Source organism: Streptomyces sp. CBMA152 (assembly GCF_014596475.1).
Taxonomy (GTDB): Bacteria; Actinomycetota; Actinomycetes; order Streptomycetales; family Streptomycetaceae; genus Streptomyces.
This window is the reverse complement of the sequence record NZ_MECJ01000039.1, coordinates 118,103-131,779: the sequence shown is the minus strand read 5'-3', so window position 1 is coordinate 131,779 and position 13,677 is coordinate 118,103. Positions and strand designations below refer to the sequence as shown.

Genomic DNA, 13,677 nt, shown 5'->3' with positions numbered 1-13,677 from the left:
ATCCTGGAGACCTCGGCACCGTCCGGGGAAGGCGGCGAACCCTACTTGTCGGCGGTGAGCTTGCCCGCCACGCCCCAGCTGTCCGTGGGGACCTCGTGGATCCAGACCTGGACCGTCTCGGCGGGGATGCGGTACGCGTCCACGAAGGCGTCCGTGACCCGCTTGACCAGCTCGCGCTTGAGCTCGACGTCGCGGGGGCCCTGGTGAATGGTGACGATCGGCATGACGGTCAACTCCCTTGTCCGCGGCGGCTTCCCGGCTCTTCCGGGCCGCTCGCCTGGCATGACCCCAGTCCATCCGATCGACGGGTCCCGACCAAGAAGCAGACCGCGACCGCAGCGATCAGTTTTCGTGATCGTTGCAGGTGACGGTGGATTTATGAGCCTGCGCGCGTACGAGTCGGCTACTGCACCGGCGCCGCGCACGCGCGCAGCAGTACGTCCATCTCCGCCGGGGGCGTGCGCGCGTGCACCGCGAGGCCCGTCGCCAGGGTGAGGCCGGGCGCGCGGAAGGGGCGGAAGGCGATCCGGGGGCTGTGCAGGACGCGCGCGTGGGAGGCGTACACGACCGTCCACAGCGGCCGCCCGCCCGCGCCTCCCGCACCGATCGTGGCCAGTGTGTCCTGGAGCGAACCGCTCACCGGTCCGGGCAGCGGCTCGAACCCGGCCTCGTGGCACGCTCCCACCACCAGGTCCACCAGCGCCGGATGGTTGCGGCGGGCCGTGATGCACAGGCCGAGCTCCGCCAGGTCGGCGATCGCGAGCTCCGCCGCCCCGGCCACCGGATGCGCCGCCGGGACCGCCGCGACCAGCGGGTCGTCCCAGAGCGGCAGGATCCGTACGCCCGACACCGGGTCCGGGGAGCGGACGAACGCGGCGTCCAGGCGCCCGTCCGCGACCTGTTCGAGGCGGTCCCGGGTGGCGGCGGACACCAGCTCGACGGTGGTGCCGGGGGCGAGTACGGCGAGCTCGGCCAGCACCCGGTCGAGGTGGGCGCCCAGACCCGTACTGGTGCCCAGGCGCAGCCCGGAGCGGCCGCGCACCGCCGCCCGCGCCCGGTCCGCCGCCGCGAGCACGGCCCGCGCCTCGGGCAGCAGCCGCTCCCCCGCACCGGTGAGCCGCACGTGCCGGGGCGAGCGGTCGAAGAGCTCGGCACCCAACTCGCGCTCCAGCCGCCGCACTTGCTGACTCACCGCCGACTGCACGATGTGCAGCCGGTCGGCGGCCCGCCCGAAGTGCAGTTCCTCGGCGACGGTGACGAAGTAGCTGAGCTGCCGCAGTTCCATACGGGGACTCTAACCAGGGGTTTCGCGGGGCCCGACGCGGCGGCGGAAAGGGGCGGCGCTAGGGAGCCGTCAAAGTCGGGCGGCACGGAGTCAGCGCCGCGTCAGGACGCGGGGTCGGGGCCCGGGTGCGGGCTTAGCGTCGAGATCGCCGCAGACAACGGCCTCGGCTTCGACTCCCACCCGGAGGGCACCACCATGGACAGCCTCACCATCGACGTCGCCGACGCGGACCCCGACGAACGCCGCCCGGCAGGGCCCCTGTACGTGCCGGTTCGGCTCGGCTCTGCCGGAGGAGAACAGCTGCGCTTCCTGCGCACACCGCTCGGCGTACGGACCGCCGTCGGCTTCACCAGTCCCGAGCGGCTGTGCGCGGTGCTCGGGCACGAGCAGCGCTGGATCAGGCTGGCGGAGCCCGCACTGCGCTCGCTGGCCGAACCGCTCGGGGTGACCACCGTGACGGTGGACCCGCAGCTCACGGCCCCGGCGCCGGTATCCGCGAAGAAAAGGCGCCGGGAGCCCGTCGAGCAGCAGCCCTGCGCACGCCGCTCCGGGCTGCACCCGGACACGGTCGGCGTGCTGCGCGTGACGGGCGCGGCCGCCGCCGTCTGGACCGCCGTCACCGCGATCCACGCATTCGTCGACTGAGCGAGGTACCTCCACATGACCACTGAACCCGATCTTTTCGTACGGGAGTTGAGCGCACCCTCGGTGTGGCCGGACTCCGCCGTGAGCGCGCCCGGCGGCGATGTCGCCCTGTCCGGCGTCTCCCTCGCCGAGCTGGCCGAACGGCATGGCACACCCGCGTACGTACTCGACGAGGAGGAGGTGCGGTCCCGGGCGCGGGCCTGGCGGCGGGCGCTGCCGGACGCCGAGATCGTGTACGCGGCGAAGGCGTTCGTGTCGCGGGCGGTCGTCGACTGGATGGCCGAGGAGGGTCTCGGCCTCGACGTCTGCTCGGCGGGCGAACTCGAACTCGCCGCCACCCGCGGCTTCCCGCCCGAGCGTGTGGTGATGCACGGCAACGCCAAGTCCCCGCAGGATCTGCGGACCGCGCTGCGGCTGGGGGTGGGCCGGATCGTCATCGACTCGGACTGCGAGATCGCGCGGATCGCGGCCCAGGTGCCCGGGACCGACGCCCAGCGCGTGCTGGTCCGCGTACTGCCCGGCATCGAGGCGGGCGCGCACCGCAAGATCCAGACGGGGTCCGAGGGCCAGAAGTTCGGCCTGTCGATCGCCAACGGCGACGCGGAGGACGCCATCGCCCGCGTCCTCGGCCAGCCTCGCCTCGAACTCGCCGGTCTGCACTGCCACTTGGGCTCGCAGATCACCTCACCCGAGCCGTACGGGGAGGCGGTGCGCCGACTGGTCGCACTGCTGGCCCGCATCCGCGACCGCCATGGCGTGACCCTGCCCGAGCTGGACCTCGGCGGCGGCTTCGCGGCGGCGTATCTGCCGGGCGACCCGGCGCCTTCCCCGGCCGCGTACGCCCGCCGTATCACCGAGGAACTGACCCGCGCCTGCGTCGAGTTCGACATACCGACACCGCGCCTGACCGTCGAGCCGGGCCGCTCGATCATGGCTCCGGCCGGGGTCGCGCTGTACCGGGTGCTGTCGGTGAAGCGCACCGGTTCACAGGTGTTCGTCGCGGTCGACGGCGGCATGAGCGACAACCCGCGCCCAGCGCTGTACGGGGCCCGATACACCGTCCGCATGGTCGGCCGCAGCACCTCCGCGCCGATGCGCACGACGACGGTGGTCGGCCGCCACTGCGAGGCGGGCGACATCCTGGCGCAGGACGTGGAACTCCCGGAGGACGTACGCCCCGGCGACATCCTCGCCGTACCGGCGTCCGGCGCGTACCAGGTGTCGATGGCGTCCGGCTACAACATGACCGGCCGCCCGCCGGTGGTGGCGGTGTCGCAGGGGCGGTCGCGACTGCTGATGCGGAGGGAGACGTTCGAGGACCATCGGTCGCGGGATGTGGGGTTGTGATGGGCTGCCGCTCGGGGGTCAGCCGATGACGTCCCCGAAGCGGACGTCGTACGAGGTCGCCTCGGTCATGTCGACGAGCAGCCGCTCGCCCTCCGCGACCACCTCGTCGCGGGCGGCCCGGCCGAGCGTCCCGAACGGCTGAACGGTGAGGGTGGCGCCTTTCGTCTTCTTGTCCTCCTCCATCCGCCAGACCCCGGCGAGGAAGCCGTCGACGAGGAGCGTACGGAAGGCCTGGTTGCCCTTCGAGGCGCTGCCCCGGTGCTCGGCCGGGATGACCCGGGTGCGGTCGGCGTACGAGAGCAGCAGGTTGTCGAACTCGGGCAGGAAGCGGGGCGGCGCCGGGGTGTCCGCGTCCGGGCGGGGGGCGTCGGGCAGGTCGAACAGCTCGACGCCGTTCTCGTCACGGAAGGTCACGAGCTCGGGCCGCAGCCGCTCGAAGACCTCACTCAGCCGGGTGAGTCCCGCCCAGGTCTGCATGTCCTTGACCGAGGCGGGCCCGAACGCGGCGAGATAGCGCAGCACGGTGCCGTCCGGCGCCGGGACCGGCCCCGGCGCCCGCCCCAGCCAGTGCTCGGCGGTGGTCAGCGCGACCTGCCCGCCGCGCCCCCACAGCCCGCGCGGAGTGACCTGCACCAGCGGCAGCACACACCGCGCGGCGGTCGAGAGCGCCTGCGGCGAGGCGTCCGGCCACTCCTTCAGGAGTACGTCCCGGATCTCCTTCATGGTGTACGGCCGCTCCTCGACGAGTGCACGTACGGTCACGGCGAGCCGGTCGAGATCCACGCCCTGGAGGCCGCCCCGGAACATCTTGAGCTCCCGGTCGCGGGCCGCCTGGACGAGCGGGCGCAGAGTGAGGGCGTCGTCGGCGGTGTGGAGGTGGATGGTCGAGCGCATGGTGACGATCCGGACGAGTTCGCGTGCCTCGATGAGCGCGGAGAGGTCCTCGGGCCGGAACCCTTCGAGCCGGGCCCACAGGGCGAAGTACGGCGGCTTCGCGTTCTGCGCCTGAAGTCCGACGAGGTGGGAGACCGCGTCCTTCGGGGTCAGGGTGGCCGTGCGGCGGAGCAGGTGCTGGCGGGCGAGGGTGGCGCGGTTGAGGGCGCGGGGGGTGAGGAGGGGGGCCGTGGAGGTGGCGGGGCGCGAGGGGCGGGGCGTTTGCGGGGCCATACGACGCACGTTATCGCCGATGGAGGACAGTTTCTGTCCTCGTTGGAGAAGTGTGCGGGGGGAGGCTGAGGGCCGCTGTCCGGAACGCCGAGCCTGTGGCATTTGATCCGTATATCCTGCTCCGAGACTGCTCGGAGACTTCACAGGACTTCTCGGGGACTTTCCGGAGACCGGGCAGACGCATACGCACCGGACGGGAACGCGCCGGGGCCGATGTCGCACGGGAGGTGAGGCATGACCGGCCGAAGGGCCCGCGCCGACTCCGGGCGCACCCAGCCGCAACCTCCCCCGGCGACGCCGCAGCCGAAGAAGCACTCCTGGCGCCGCCAGCCGATCACGCCCCCGCCGGCGCAAGCTCCGCCGGCGACCACGCCACCGCACACTCCCGACCCCGCACGGGTCGAGCACCGCAGCGTGGTGGAGTCGGCGCTGTACCGGGACGGCCGCAGGGTCTCGTCCCCCGACACGCTCGCCGACACGTTCCGCAGGCTGCGCGAGACCCCCGACGGCATGGCGTGGATCGGCCTGCACCGCCCGTCCGAGGCGGAAGTCCTCTCCCTGGCCGAGGAGTTCGACCTGCACCCCCTGGCGGTCGAGGACGCACTGGAGGCCCACCAGCGCCCGAAGCTGGAACGGTACGGCGAAACCCTCTTCGTGGTCCTGCGCGCCGCCCGCTACCTCGACGCCCCGGAGGAGGTCGACTTCGGCGAGCTGCACGTCTTCGTCGGCCGCGACTTCCTCATCACGGTCCGCCACGGCGCCGCCCCCGACCTGTCGGCGGTGCGCCGCCGCATGGAGGAGACGCCCGAGCTGCTGGCCCTGGGCCCGGAGGCGGTGCTCTACGCGATCCTGGACGCGGTGGTCGACGGCTATGTCCCGGTCGTCTCCGGCGTCCAGAACGACATCGACGAGATCGAGACGGAAGTCTTCCGCGGCGACCCCGAGGTATCCCGCCGCATCTACGAACTCTCCCGAGAAATCGTGGAGTTCCAACGCGCCACCCGCCCCCTGGTAGGCATGCTCCACGCCCTGATGGCCGGCTTCGCGAAGTACGGCACGGACGAGGAACTCCAGCGCTACCTCCGTGACGTGGCCGACCACGTAACCCACACCAGCGAACGCGTAGACGGCTTCCGCCAGGCCCTCACAGAAATCCTCACGGTCAACGCGACCCTGGTCACCCAGCAACAGAACGCCGAAATGCGCGCGTTGGCGGAGGCGGGCTTCGAACAGAACGAGGAGATCAAGAAGATCTCGTCGTGGGCGGCCATTCTGTTTGCTCCCACACTGGTGGGAACGATCTACGGCATGAACTTCCACGACATGCCCGAGCTGAGCTGGGGCTTCGGGTACCCGTTCGCGATCGGGCTGATGGGGGTCGTGTGCGTGGGGCTGTACTTCATTTTCAAGCGGCGGGACTGGCTGTAGCAGCGAGCGCGAGGGTTTGATCGACTTCGCATGCGCGAACGCCTACGAGGGGGCTCCGTCGGTACGGCAGGAGCCGTTGCGGCCCGGGCCTCTCCGGCCCCGCCGCCAGGCCGGATGATACCCGCCAAACCACCCGTACGACCCCGATGGCATGATCGACCTCTCGACACACGCCCGCTTCACCCTTCCTTCACCGGAGAACGACGCTGTGCCGCATGAAGGGTGATCCACTCAAACAGCATCTACCAAATCGGCCAAATCAATTGATACCTACACTTTCGCAGGCGTTTCAGCGAATAAGTCGCAAAACCAGGTTCGCCTCGTGGTCCCAGCCACGCGTGATGCTGTGGGCCACGGCGGGTGTGGTGGCCCTCGGGCTGCTCGTCGCCGTGGAGATCGTCGCGCGTCGCTGCGCCGGCGTGCCCGGGCCGCTCACCACCCAGGCGCGAGAACTGGTGTTCCCGCCCAAGCCGGGGCCGCTGTACGGCGGGCTGGCGTTGATGATGGTGGTGCTCACCTGGCGGCAACGGTTCATCGCGGCCGGTGCCGCGATCGGCATCGACGCCCTCTTCGTGCTGGGGCGGTGGGCGGCCGGCGCCAAGGTGCCTGCGGACCACTTCTTCGGCAACGGCGCGCTGTGGGCGATGCTGGGCTGTGCGGTCTTCGCGATCACGCGCCGCACCGGCCAGGAACGCCTCCTGCTGCTGAAGGGTGTCGGCCTCGGCCTGCTCCTGGTGACCGGCCGCAAGACCGGTGACACCTGGCTGCTCATCACGTCGAAGACCCGCCCGACCGTGCTCGACCCGTACGTGGCCATGGCTGATCACGCACTGGGCAACCCGTCGTGGGCGGCGGGCCGGGCACTCGACGCCATCGGCCCGATCGGCAGCCACATCCTCGCCTCGGTCTACGCCCAGCTCGCGGTGGCCGCCGTAGCCGTCGCCATGTACCAGCTGCGCAACGTGGCGTCCGAGCGTCGCTTCCCGCGCCACCATCTGGTGCGCACCTTCCTGGTGATCGGCCTCCTCGGGCCGGCCATCTACATGATCTTCCCGGTGGTCGGCCCGGTCTTCGCCTACGGCCCGGGCGCCTCCGGCACCGGCGGTGTGCAGTGGGCGGTGTCCAACCTGTGGCCGCACACGCCGCCGCCGATCACCGTCCCGCACCCGGTGCCGTACGACGGGATCACCCCGCGCAACTGCATGCCCAGCCTGCACACGGCATGGGCCACCGCGATCTTCATCCACTCCCGCAAGGGCCCCCGCCTGCTGCGTTACGCGGGCACGTTCTGGCTGGTCGCCACGCTCAGCGCGACGCTGGGCTTCGGCTACCACTACGGCGTGGACCTCGTCGCCGGCGTGGTGTTCTCGCTCACCGTCGAGACGGCCCTGCGCACGTACGACCGCGGCTGGGACCGCGCGGGAATCCAGCAGGTCGCCCACGGCACGGCGGTCTTCGTCGCGCTCCTGCTGGCGTACCGCTGGCTACCGATGAAGATGGCCGCACATCCGTGGGTGTTCGGACCCCTTGTCATTCTGGCGATGCTCTCGGTGATCTACGGCTACGTACGGACCACCCGAGAGTGGGAACCGAAGGCCGCACCAGTACTCCGACCGGAACCACAGCCCGAGCTGGTCTGAGTCGTACCGCATCGGGGCGTGGGGCTGCGCGCGGTACGGGTCGGGCGGCCATGATGGGGACGGTCCATGGGCTGAAATTCAAGCGGAGGGCCTGGCTGTGAGCCCACGCCGCCGTGTGGCACCGCGACGGCCCAGGTCGCCGGTCCTGGGCCGTCGCGGTGGTGAGTCAGGGCGTCGACGCGCGCTTCCAGCAGGAGAGCAGGACGGCTTCCGGGCGGTGCAGGCCGTCCGTACCCACGTCGAAAACCTGCAAGGCCCGCAAGGCGCGAACAGCGCCGGAAGGGGGCATCGCCGTGTCGAACGTATCGGTCTCCACGGCCGCTTCGAGGTCGTCGTGGGACAGCCCTTCCTCCGTCATGAACTCAAGCACCACCTCGAACGCCGACCACAGGGGTGTCTGGGGGACGAGGCCCACCTGGGCCAAGAAGTCCCGCGCGCCTGCCGGGCTCTCCAGTGATTCCTGGACCGACCGCAGGGCCTTGCTCTGGGAAAGGCCGCGGGCCACCCGTTCAGAGAGACGGTCGACGAGCAACGGCCAGCCGCCTGTGGCCTCCTCCAGGCGTTCGAGTGCCGACTCCGCGGCGAAGACGCTCTTCTGGTCCAGGGCCCAGGTACGCAGCCCGTGCCGGGTGAAGCGGCGTAGGGGCACGACTCCCAGCTCGCTGGTTCGGGCGTCCGACAACAGCCCGCACCAGAGAGCCAGCTGGTCCAATCCGGCCACCACCACGGCAGAGCGGGTGACGCCTGGCGCCGCGGGGAGCCGGGTCACGGCCATGTCCAGCGATTCCAGGCAGGACTGCTCGCCGGGCGACTTGACCGTCAGATCGGAGACGACCACTCGGCTCGTTCCCGCTTCGCCGCCCACCAGCTCACGTTCGAAATCGGCCCGCCTGTTGATGACGGGCATCTTCCAGCCCGTGCTCTCCGCGACCTCGCGCAGTGCGGCGCCGACCCGGCCGATCCCCGTGGCCGGTGACCCGATGACGACACGGGCGAGGTTCCGACGGCCCTGTTCACCGCCCGCAACCTGCCGCCCCGGCAGGATGTCGGCGATCTGCGCCGCGGTGAGCGGGCAGTGCGAATGGGAGTGGGCGGACCGATGGCGGGTCTCCATGGCCGTGAGCCGCTCGGTCACCTGCCGACTCGACGTGTTCTGCAGCTGCGCGTCCACGTCCTCCAGCGTGCCGATCATGCTCAGCGCGTTTGCGCTCCGCAGGTGCCAGCCGCGGTGGTCGGGGTCCGGGGCGAGCACCCCGAGTCCCTCCATCTCGGTGAGATAGGCACGGAACTGGTCGGGGTCCAGGTCCCGGAACCCCTCGGCCCACCAGTACGTGCACTCGTCGCGCAGCTCCCCATGGGTCATCCTGGCGTCGATCCCGTGATGGTGGGCGTGGTGGGCGACCACATTGGCGATCGTGTTGTACCGGGAGTCGAGCCGCAGCGTGTCGTGGAAGGCCGCCGTGATGCTGCGCTGGAGGTCCTTGTCCGTCTGGACCCGCTCCACGTCCGCCCGCGCGATGGAGTACAGAGGGCCCGCCACTTCCTCCTTTCGCTTGACGTGCATGGCCTGGACAAGTCGGTGAGCGAACATCTGCAGCAGGAACGGCTGATAGGAGCAGTGCCCGAGGATCCGATGGACCAACGGCGCTTCGTCGAACTGGTAGCCCAGCGCCGCCAGCGGCTTCAGCAGCAGATTCGCCGCGTCCTGCGGCTGCAGCGGACCGATCACCGTCGGGTGCTGCGAGAGATGGCTGAACGGGTTGTTCACCGCGAGCGTCGCGTACCGCTGCACCGAGTGCAGGCCCGCGAAGACGACTTTGACGCCGTCGCTCGTCTCCGAGCTCAGGTCGCGCAGGCGCCTGGTCTCGGTGAACCTGGGGGAATCCGACTCGAAGAAGCCGTCGGCCTCGTCCAGCATGATCAGCATGCGCCGACCGCTGTCCTGCTTGAGCCAGGCCTTGATGCCCGTCACCACGGTGTCGGCCGTCAGGGCTGCCTCGGACCGCCCCCGCTTGGTGAGCGGAAGCGCGTCCTCCTCCAGCAGCCGGCGCCCGATGATGTTCCATACGGTGGCGGCCTGGGCGCTGGTGCCGTTGTAAGTGGAGTCCAGGCTCAGTGCCAGGCTGATGTGCGCAGCCGGGGCCTGTGCCGTGAACTTCCTGCCCGCCTCCTTGAGCAGGGCGGACTTCCCGAGGCCCCGGCCGCCGAACACGACCTGGTTGCCGACCGGATTCTGTACGGAGCTCAGCTCGTCCAGTCGGCCGAAGAACATCTCCTCCGCGACCCGGCCGCGCTTCTCACTGACGTACGGGTTGACGGCCGAGAACGGCAGCAGCACCCGCATTGCCGGGTCCAGCAGCTGGTTGCCCCGCGCGGCGAGGTAGGCGAGAGCAGCGTCGTCGAGTACGACCATGGGTCGCTTACCGACACTGAGTGCCGCAAGCGTCTTCCGGTCCTGCGGCGACAGCGTTCCGAAATAGGCGACGAGCAGACTCTCGTGGCTCGGGTCCTGCTGCACGCGGGCCATCAGCGCCTCCGGGTTCGGCTGCCCCCAGGCCAGCATCACCCGCAGTCTGCCCCGCAGCGCCGAACCGAACGACGGTACAAGGGCGTTGCCCGTGTACGTCACCTCCACCAGGTCGAGGAACCGGTGCTCCGGGGTGGTGCTCCGCTGTCGCTCGCGCTGTGGACTGCGCAGGCTGCGATACCCGATGAGACGCAAAGCAGGCAGGAGCAGATGCAACTCGCTGAGCCCCTCCAACCGCCGAGATCCCCGACGGGATGCCATGTCGTGCCAGCCGGCGAGACCTTGTGCCGCCTGCTCCGTGAACTCCTGTGACATGGTGGAGAAATCGAGAGCGTCAAGATCGAGAAACCGCTGACGGTTACGTACGGCCTGAATGAGTTCCTCGGTGATTCCGTTCGGCAGCGCCTGCGGCACCACAGGGAAGAACGCGTCCAGGGGATGGTCCGCCTGACGGGTGTCGGGGATGCTCTCGCCGTTGGAGAGGTGGGAGATCAGCTCCTCGGCGGTCAGCAGATCGCCGTCGTCCAGAAGGGGCGTGACTCTGGCCGCGTTCTCGGGCTTCAGGCCGGGGATCTCCGCGAGCCGGGTCCGCAGCTTCGCCGTGGCTGTGGCGTGAGCCCGTTCCAGCTCCTCGGACAGCGCGTCCAACCGCTGCCTGGCGGCGGCGAGGTCGGCCGTCGGCTCGAAGGACGTTGCCTGGAGCCGGTGTTCGAAGACTCGCTCCTCTTCCTCCCTGAACACCCCGTTCACGCGGGTGCGGCGCAGGGCGTCCTCAAGGGCCCGCCGCTTTCCCCGCAACTCGGCCGCAGTGCTCTTGGCCGCCTCGGTCACCGCCGTGTGCACACTCTCGGCGATCAACCTGCCGTCCTCCCCGACACCTGGCAGATGGCGCTTCTCGGAGAGGTCGAGGAGGTAGGCGGCCAGGTCGAACCGCTCGGCCGCCGCATGCCTTCTGACGGCCTCCGCCCACGACCTGTCCCCGGCGGCCGCGATGTCCTCCATCGACAGATGCGGCGGTGAGATCCGCCCGCTCACCTCGTCCACGCGTACGCCCGCGATCTTCAACAGATCGGCTCCCAGCACGATTTCGGCCGCGGGCTCCATCGGATCGAGCCGGGTGTCACCGGCCAGCAGCTCGAAGGTCAGGCGCAGAGAGCTCGCAGCCGACTGCATGGCCGTCGCGGCGTACGGATCCTCGGTCAGGGACTGCTCATCGAGGTCGTCGAGCACGCTGCTGCGCAGCGCCAGCACGTTGGCGCGCATCTCCTGGACCTGATCCGCGCTCCAGTCGCTGGCCCCGGCGTCGAGCGCACGCGCGGCGGCGACCCACTTCTCCACCGACCGCAGTCGATCGTTCATCAGCCGCAACAAGCTCTGTCGCGCGGGGCCTTCCAGGCGGCTCCTGCTGGACTTCATCATCTGCCGGTCGATGTCGTTCAGCCGGTCCTGGAGTACGGAGTCGACACCCAACTCCCGTACACGCTGCGCCACATCGTCGATGGCCGCCCTGTCGTCGTCGACCGCGCTGCGCAGGAGGGCACCGATGAGGCCGTCCTTGCCGAGCCAGACACGTGTGATCTCAGTCGCGCGGCTGAAGCGCAGCCTGGGGACCTGATCGAGCCCCTGCTGGCACTCCTCACGGGCCTCCTGCATGGTCTTTTCGAGCTCGGCGGCACCCCGGGCCAAGGCCAGTGGGGGCGAGTGGAGCAGCATCGACTGCAGGGCCCGCCGGGAGACCTCGGCGGCGATGGACGCCAGGCTCGGCGGCAGCGCCGAAGCGACCCGCTCCAGCGGGGCGCTGGCCTCGGGATCGCCGGTTACCAGGACTGTACGCAGCAGGGCGGCGGTGACGAGGGCGGCATCCGGTCGACTGCCAACCAGCTGGTCCACATTCGTCTCGGCCAGCTCGCCCCGGACGCGGGAGGCACATTCGCCACTGGCCGATCGCACCCCGTGGGCGAACGCGCAGATCCGCAGAGCCGAGACCCGGAAAGCGGGTTCGCCGCTCTGGGCAGCCAGCGCCGCCGCCATCCCGTAGCGCTGCACTGCCACGAGAGGCGCGAGCGATGCCGTGGAGGACATGGCGGACGACGAAGCGGTCCGCGCCACGTCCGATCCGGCGGGTGTGGCATCGGAAGCACGAGAGCTGATTCCCTCGGCGGAGTTCGGGGCAGCGGCCTCTCCGCTGCGCTGAGCCGGAATCGTCGCGCCCATGGCCGCAGCGGCCGCCCCCGGCCACTCCCGCTTCGCACGGTCGGACGATACCGGGGTCGACGGGCCGGCCGAGGCATCGTGCTGGGGCTTGTCTGGCACAGGCGGCGGCGCTGGCTCATCCGTGGATGGCACCGGTGCTGGGACCGGCGAAACAGGCGGAGCCGTTACGGGGACCGGGGCCACGAGCGGGCTTCGACCGGCGCCGCCCGCCTGCTCCTCATCCTGTACGAACGTCAGGCACGCGTGCTGTGCGGCCAGCAGCACCAGTTCGGCTGCGGGCCCCTTCGCGGACATCGCCCCCAGGAGCTCAAGGATCTCTGCGGACCTGCCCTCGCTGCTCTGCGCGAACTCCACCATCGTCAGGAGGGTGCCAAGCGCTTCGGCATCCACTCGGTCCTGCCGGCCCCAGGTCTCCTGGGAGTGCAGCGTACGCGCGCGTTCCTGTGCCTGGGCCAGTGCGTCAATCGGCAGCGCGGAGCCCGCCGTTCGGCCCAGGCGTGCCACGAGCGGGAGCCGCGCGCGGAGTTCGCCGAGGTCCAGCGCCTCGACCACCGCGGCCGTCCCCTCCCTGAGCCCCGTCAGATCGATGGATGCGGGGACCACTTGATGGGCATGGAGTCCCGCCGAGGCGGCGTCGAACGACTCCGCGATCTCGACGAGCGCGGCAAGGTCCGCCTCGTCGGGCCTGGCCTGCTCGGACACCGCCCGGGCAACCCGCTGCACAGGCTCGATCGCGGCCTTCAGTGCCTGCTCGGCGCGGTCGAGGTTGGCGGCGAGCAGCTCGGCGTCCGGCGCTACTTCCTGCCTCGTCCCTTCACCAGTGTCAGCCGAAACCTGTCCGCCGGAGCCGGCCGACACCTCGCCGCGGTCCGCATCCTGTTCCTCGTGCTGCTCCCGGGATTCCGGTAACAGCTCCACGACACGCGCTGCGGCTTGTCGTACGACGGCAATCGCTTCCGGTGGAGAGGCATCCGTCATCCATGGCTGGTCCAGGGCCCAGACCCACAGCGGCGCGTCCTCGCCGCTGACGCGCAGCATCGACCACGCAGCGAGGCGCAGCAGCGCGGGGCTCCAGCGCCGGGTCAACGGTTCGTCCGAGCGGGCTGCCGTCAGCAGGTCACCGAACAGGGGCTGGCCGAGGTGGGCGGCGGCGTGCCGCGCCTTGGGCGAGTCAGGATCGCGCCCCAAGCGGGCCAGAATGTCACGGCACAGGGCCGGACTCACCCTCGTCCCCATCACCGAGATGCGCAGAGCACCGAGCAGATGACGACGCCACTGCACCGGCATCGAGTTCAGGGCGTGTTCCACGTCGGCCTGCTGGAGAAGCCTCACGGCCGAGCCGACCGGCGAGGGAACCGCGGACAGGGCTCGCGCCAGCGCCTCCAGCGCGCCGACGAGGACAGGGGCCATGTCGGCCGCTGTTC

At 70.5% G+C, this 13,677-nt stretch carries 8 protein-coding genes; 4 read left to right on the top strand and 4 right to left on the bottom strand.

Translation table 11 applies throughout. The annotated features are described in order from the left end of the window. Positions 1-41: 41 nt before the first annotated feature. Both dmpI and BG418_RS38600 read right to left on the bottom strand, forming a co-directional pair. Complete coding sequence (gene dmpI, locus BG418_RS38605; protein ID WP_188278755.1) at positions 42-224, bottom strand: 4-oxalocrotonate tautomerase DmpI; 183 nt, start codon at positions 222-224, stop codon at positions 42-44. Positions 225-403: 179 nt separating this feature from the next. Then, positions 404-1,285, bottom strand: a complete 882-nt coding sequence (locus tag BG418_RS38600; protein ID WP_188278754.1) for a LysR substrate-binding domain-containing protein — start codon at positions 1,283-1,285, stop codon at positions 404-406. A gap of 195 nt (positions 1,286-1,480) precedes the next feature. Between BG418_RS38600 and BG418_RS38595 the strand changes: the two genes are divergently transcribed. Both BG418_RS38595 and lysA read left to right on the top strand, forming a co-directional pair. Then, entirely contained in the window at positions 1,481-1,930 is a 450-nt protein-coding gene (locus BG418_RS38595) for an SAV_915 family protein (RefSeq protein WP_188278753.1), read from the top strand. Positions 1,931-1,945: 15 nt separating this feature from the next. Beyond that, positions 1,946-3,277 carry a diaminopimelate decarboxylase gene (gene lysA, locus BG418_RS38590; RefSeq protein ID WP_188278752.1) on the top strand — a complete coding sequence of 444 codons (1,332 nt, stop codon included), beginning with the start codon at positions 1,946-1,948 and terminating at the stop codon, positions 3,275-3,277. Positions 3,278-3,295: 18 nt separating this feature from the next. On the opposite strand, the gene BG418_RS38585 is transcribed toward lysA, so the two are convergent. Next, positions 3,296-4,444, bottom strand: coding sequence for a winged helix DNA-binding domain-containing protein (locus tag BG418_RS38585; RefSeq protein ID WP_223186050.1), 1,149 nt, complete (start codon positions 4,442-4,444; stop codon positions 3,296-3,298). Positions 4,445-4,678: 234 nt separating this feature from the next. Between BG418_RS38585 and BG418_RS38580 the strand changes: the two genes are divergently transcribed. Both BG418_RS38580 and BG418_RS38575 read left to right on the top strand, forming a co-directional pair. Then, positions 4,679-5,872, top strand: coding sequence for a magnesium and cobalt transport protein CorA (locus tag BG418_RS38580; RefSeq protein WP_188278750.1), 1,194 nt, complete (start codon positions 4,679-4,681; stop codon positions 5,870-5,872). A gap of 341 nt (positions 5,873-6,213) precedes the next feature. After that, the gene (locus BG418_RS38575) at positions 6,214-7,512 is read left to right on the top strand and encodes a phosphatase PAP2 family protein (RefSeq protein WP_188278749.1); all 1,299 of its coding nucleotides are present in this window, start codon (positions 6,214-6,216) and stop codon (positions 7,510-7,512) included. 166 nt (positions 7,513-7,678) lie between these two features. On the opposite strand, the gene BG418_RS38570 is transcribed toward BG418_RS38575, so the two are convergent. Further along, positions 7,679-13,663, bottom strand: coding sequence for a hypothetical protein (locus BG418_RS38570; RefSeq protein ID WP_188278748.1), 5,985 nt, complete (start codon positions 13,661-13,663; stop codon positions 7,679-7,681). Positions 13,664-13,677 lie beyond the last annotated feature (14 nt).

Bases quoted from the DNA above. Each gene is read 5' to 3' on its own strand.
- dmpI (WP_188278755.1), bottom strand. From the start codon at position 224: ATGCCGATCGTCACCATTCACCAGGGCCCCCGCGACGTCGAGCTCAAG.
- BG418_RS38600 (WP_188278754.1), bottom strand. From the start codon at position 1,285: ATGGAACTGCGGCAGCTCAGCTACTTCGTCACCGTCGCCGAGGAACTG.
- BG418_RS38595 (WP_188278753.1), top strand. From the start codon at position 1,481: ATGGACAGCCTCACCATCGACGTCGCCGACGCGGACCCCGACGAACGC.
- lysA (WP_188278752.1), top strand. From the start codon at position 1,946: ATGACCACTGAACCCGATCTTTTCGTACGGGAGTTGAGCGCACCCTCG.
- BG418_RS38585 (WP_223186050.1), bottom strand. From the start codon at position 4,444: ATGGCCCCGCAAACGCCCCGCCCCTCGCGCCCCGCCACCTCCACGGCC.
- BG418_RS38580 (WP_188278750.1), top strand. From the start codon at position 4,679: ATGACCGGCCGAAGGGCCCGCGCCGACTCCGGGCGCACCCAGCCGCAA.
- BG418_RS38575 (WP_188278749.1), top strand. From the start codon at position 6,214: ATGCTGTGGGCCACGGCGGGTGTGGTGGCCCTCGGGCTGCTCGTCGCC.
- BG418_RS38570 (WP_188278748.1), bottom strand. From the start codon at position 13,663: ATGGCCCCTGTCCTCGTCGGCGCGCTGGAGGCGCTGGCGCGAGCCCTG.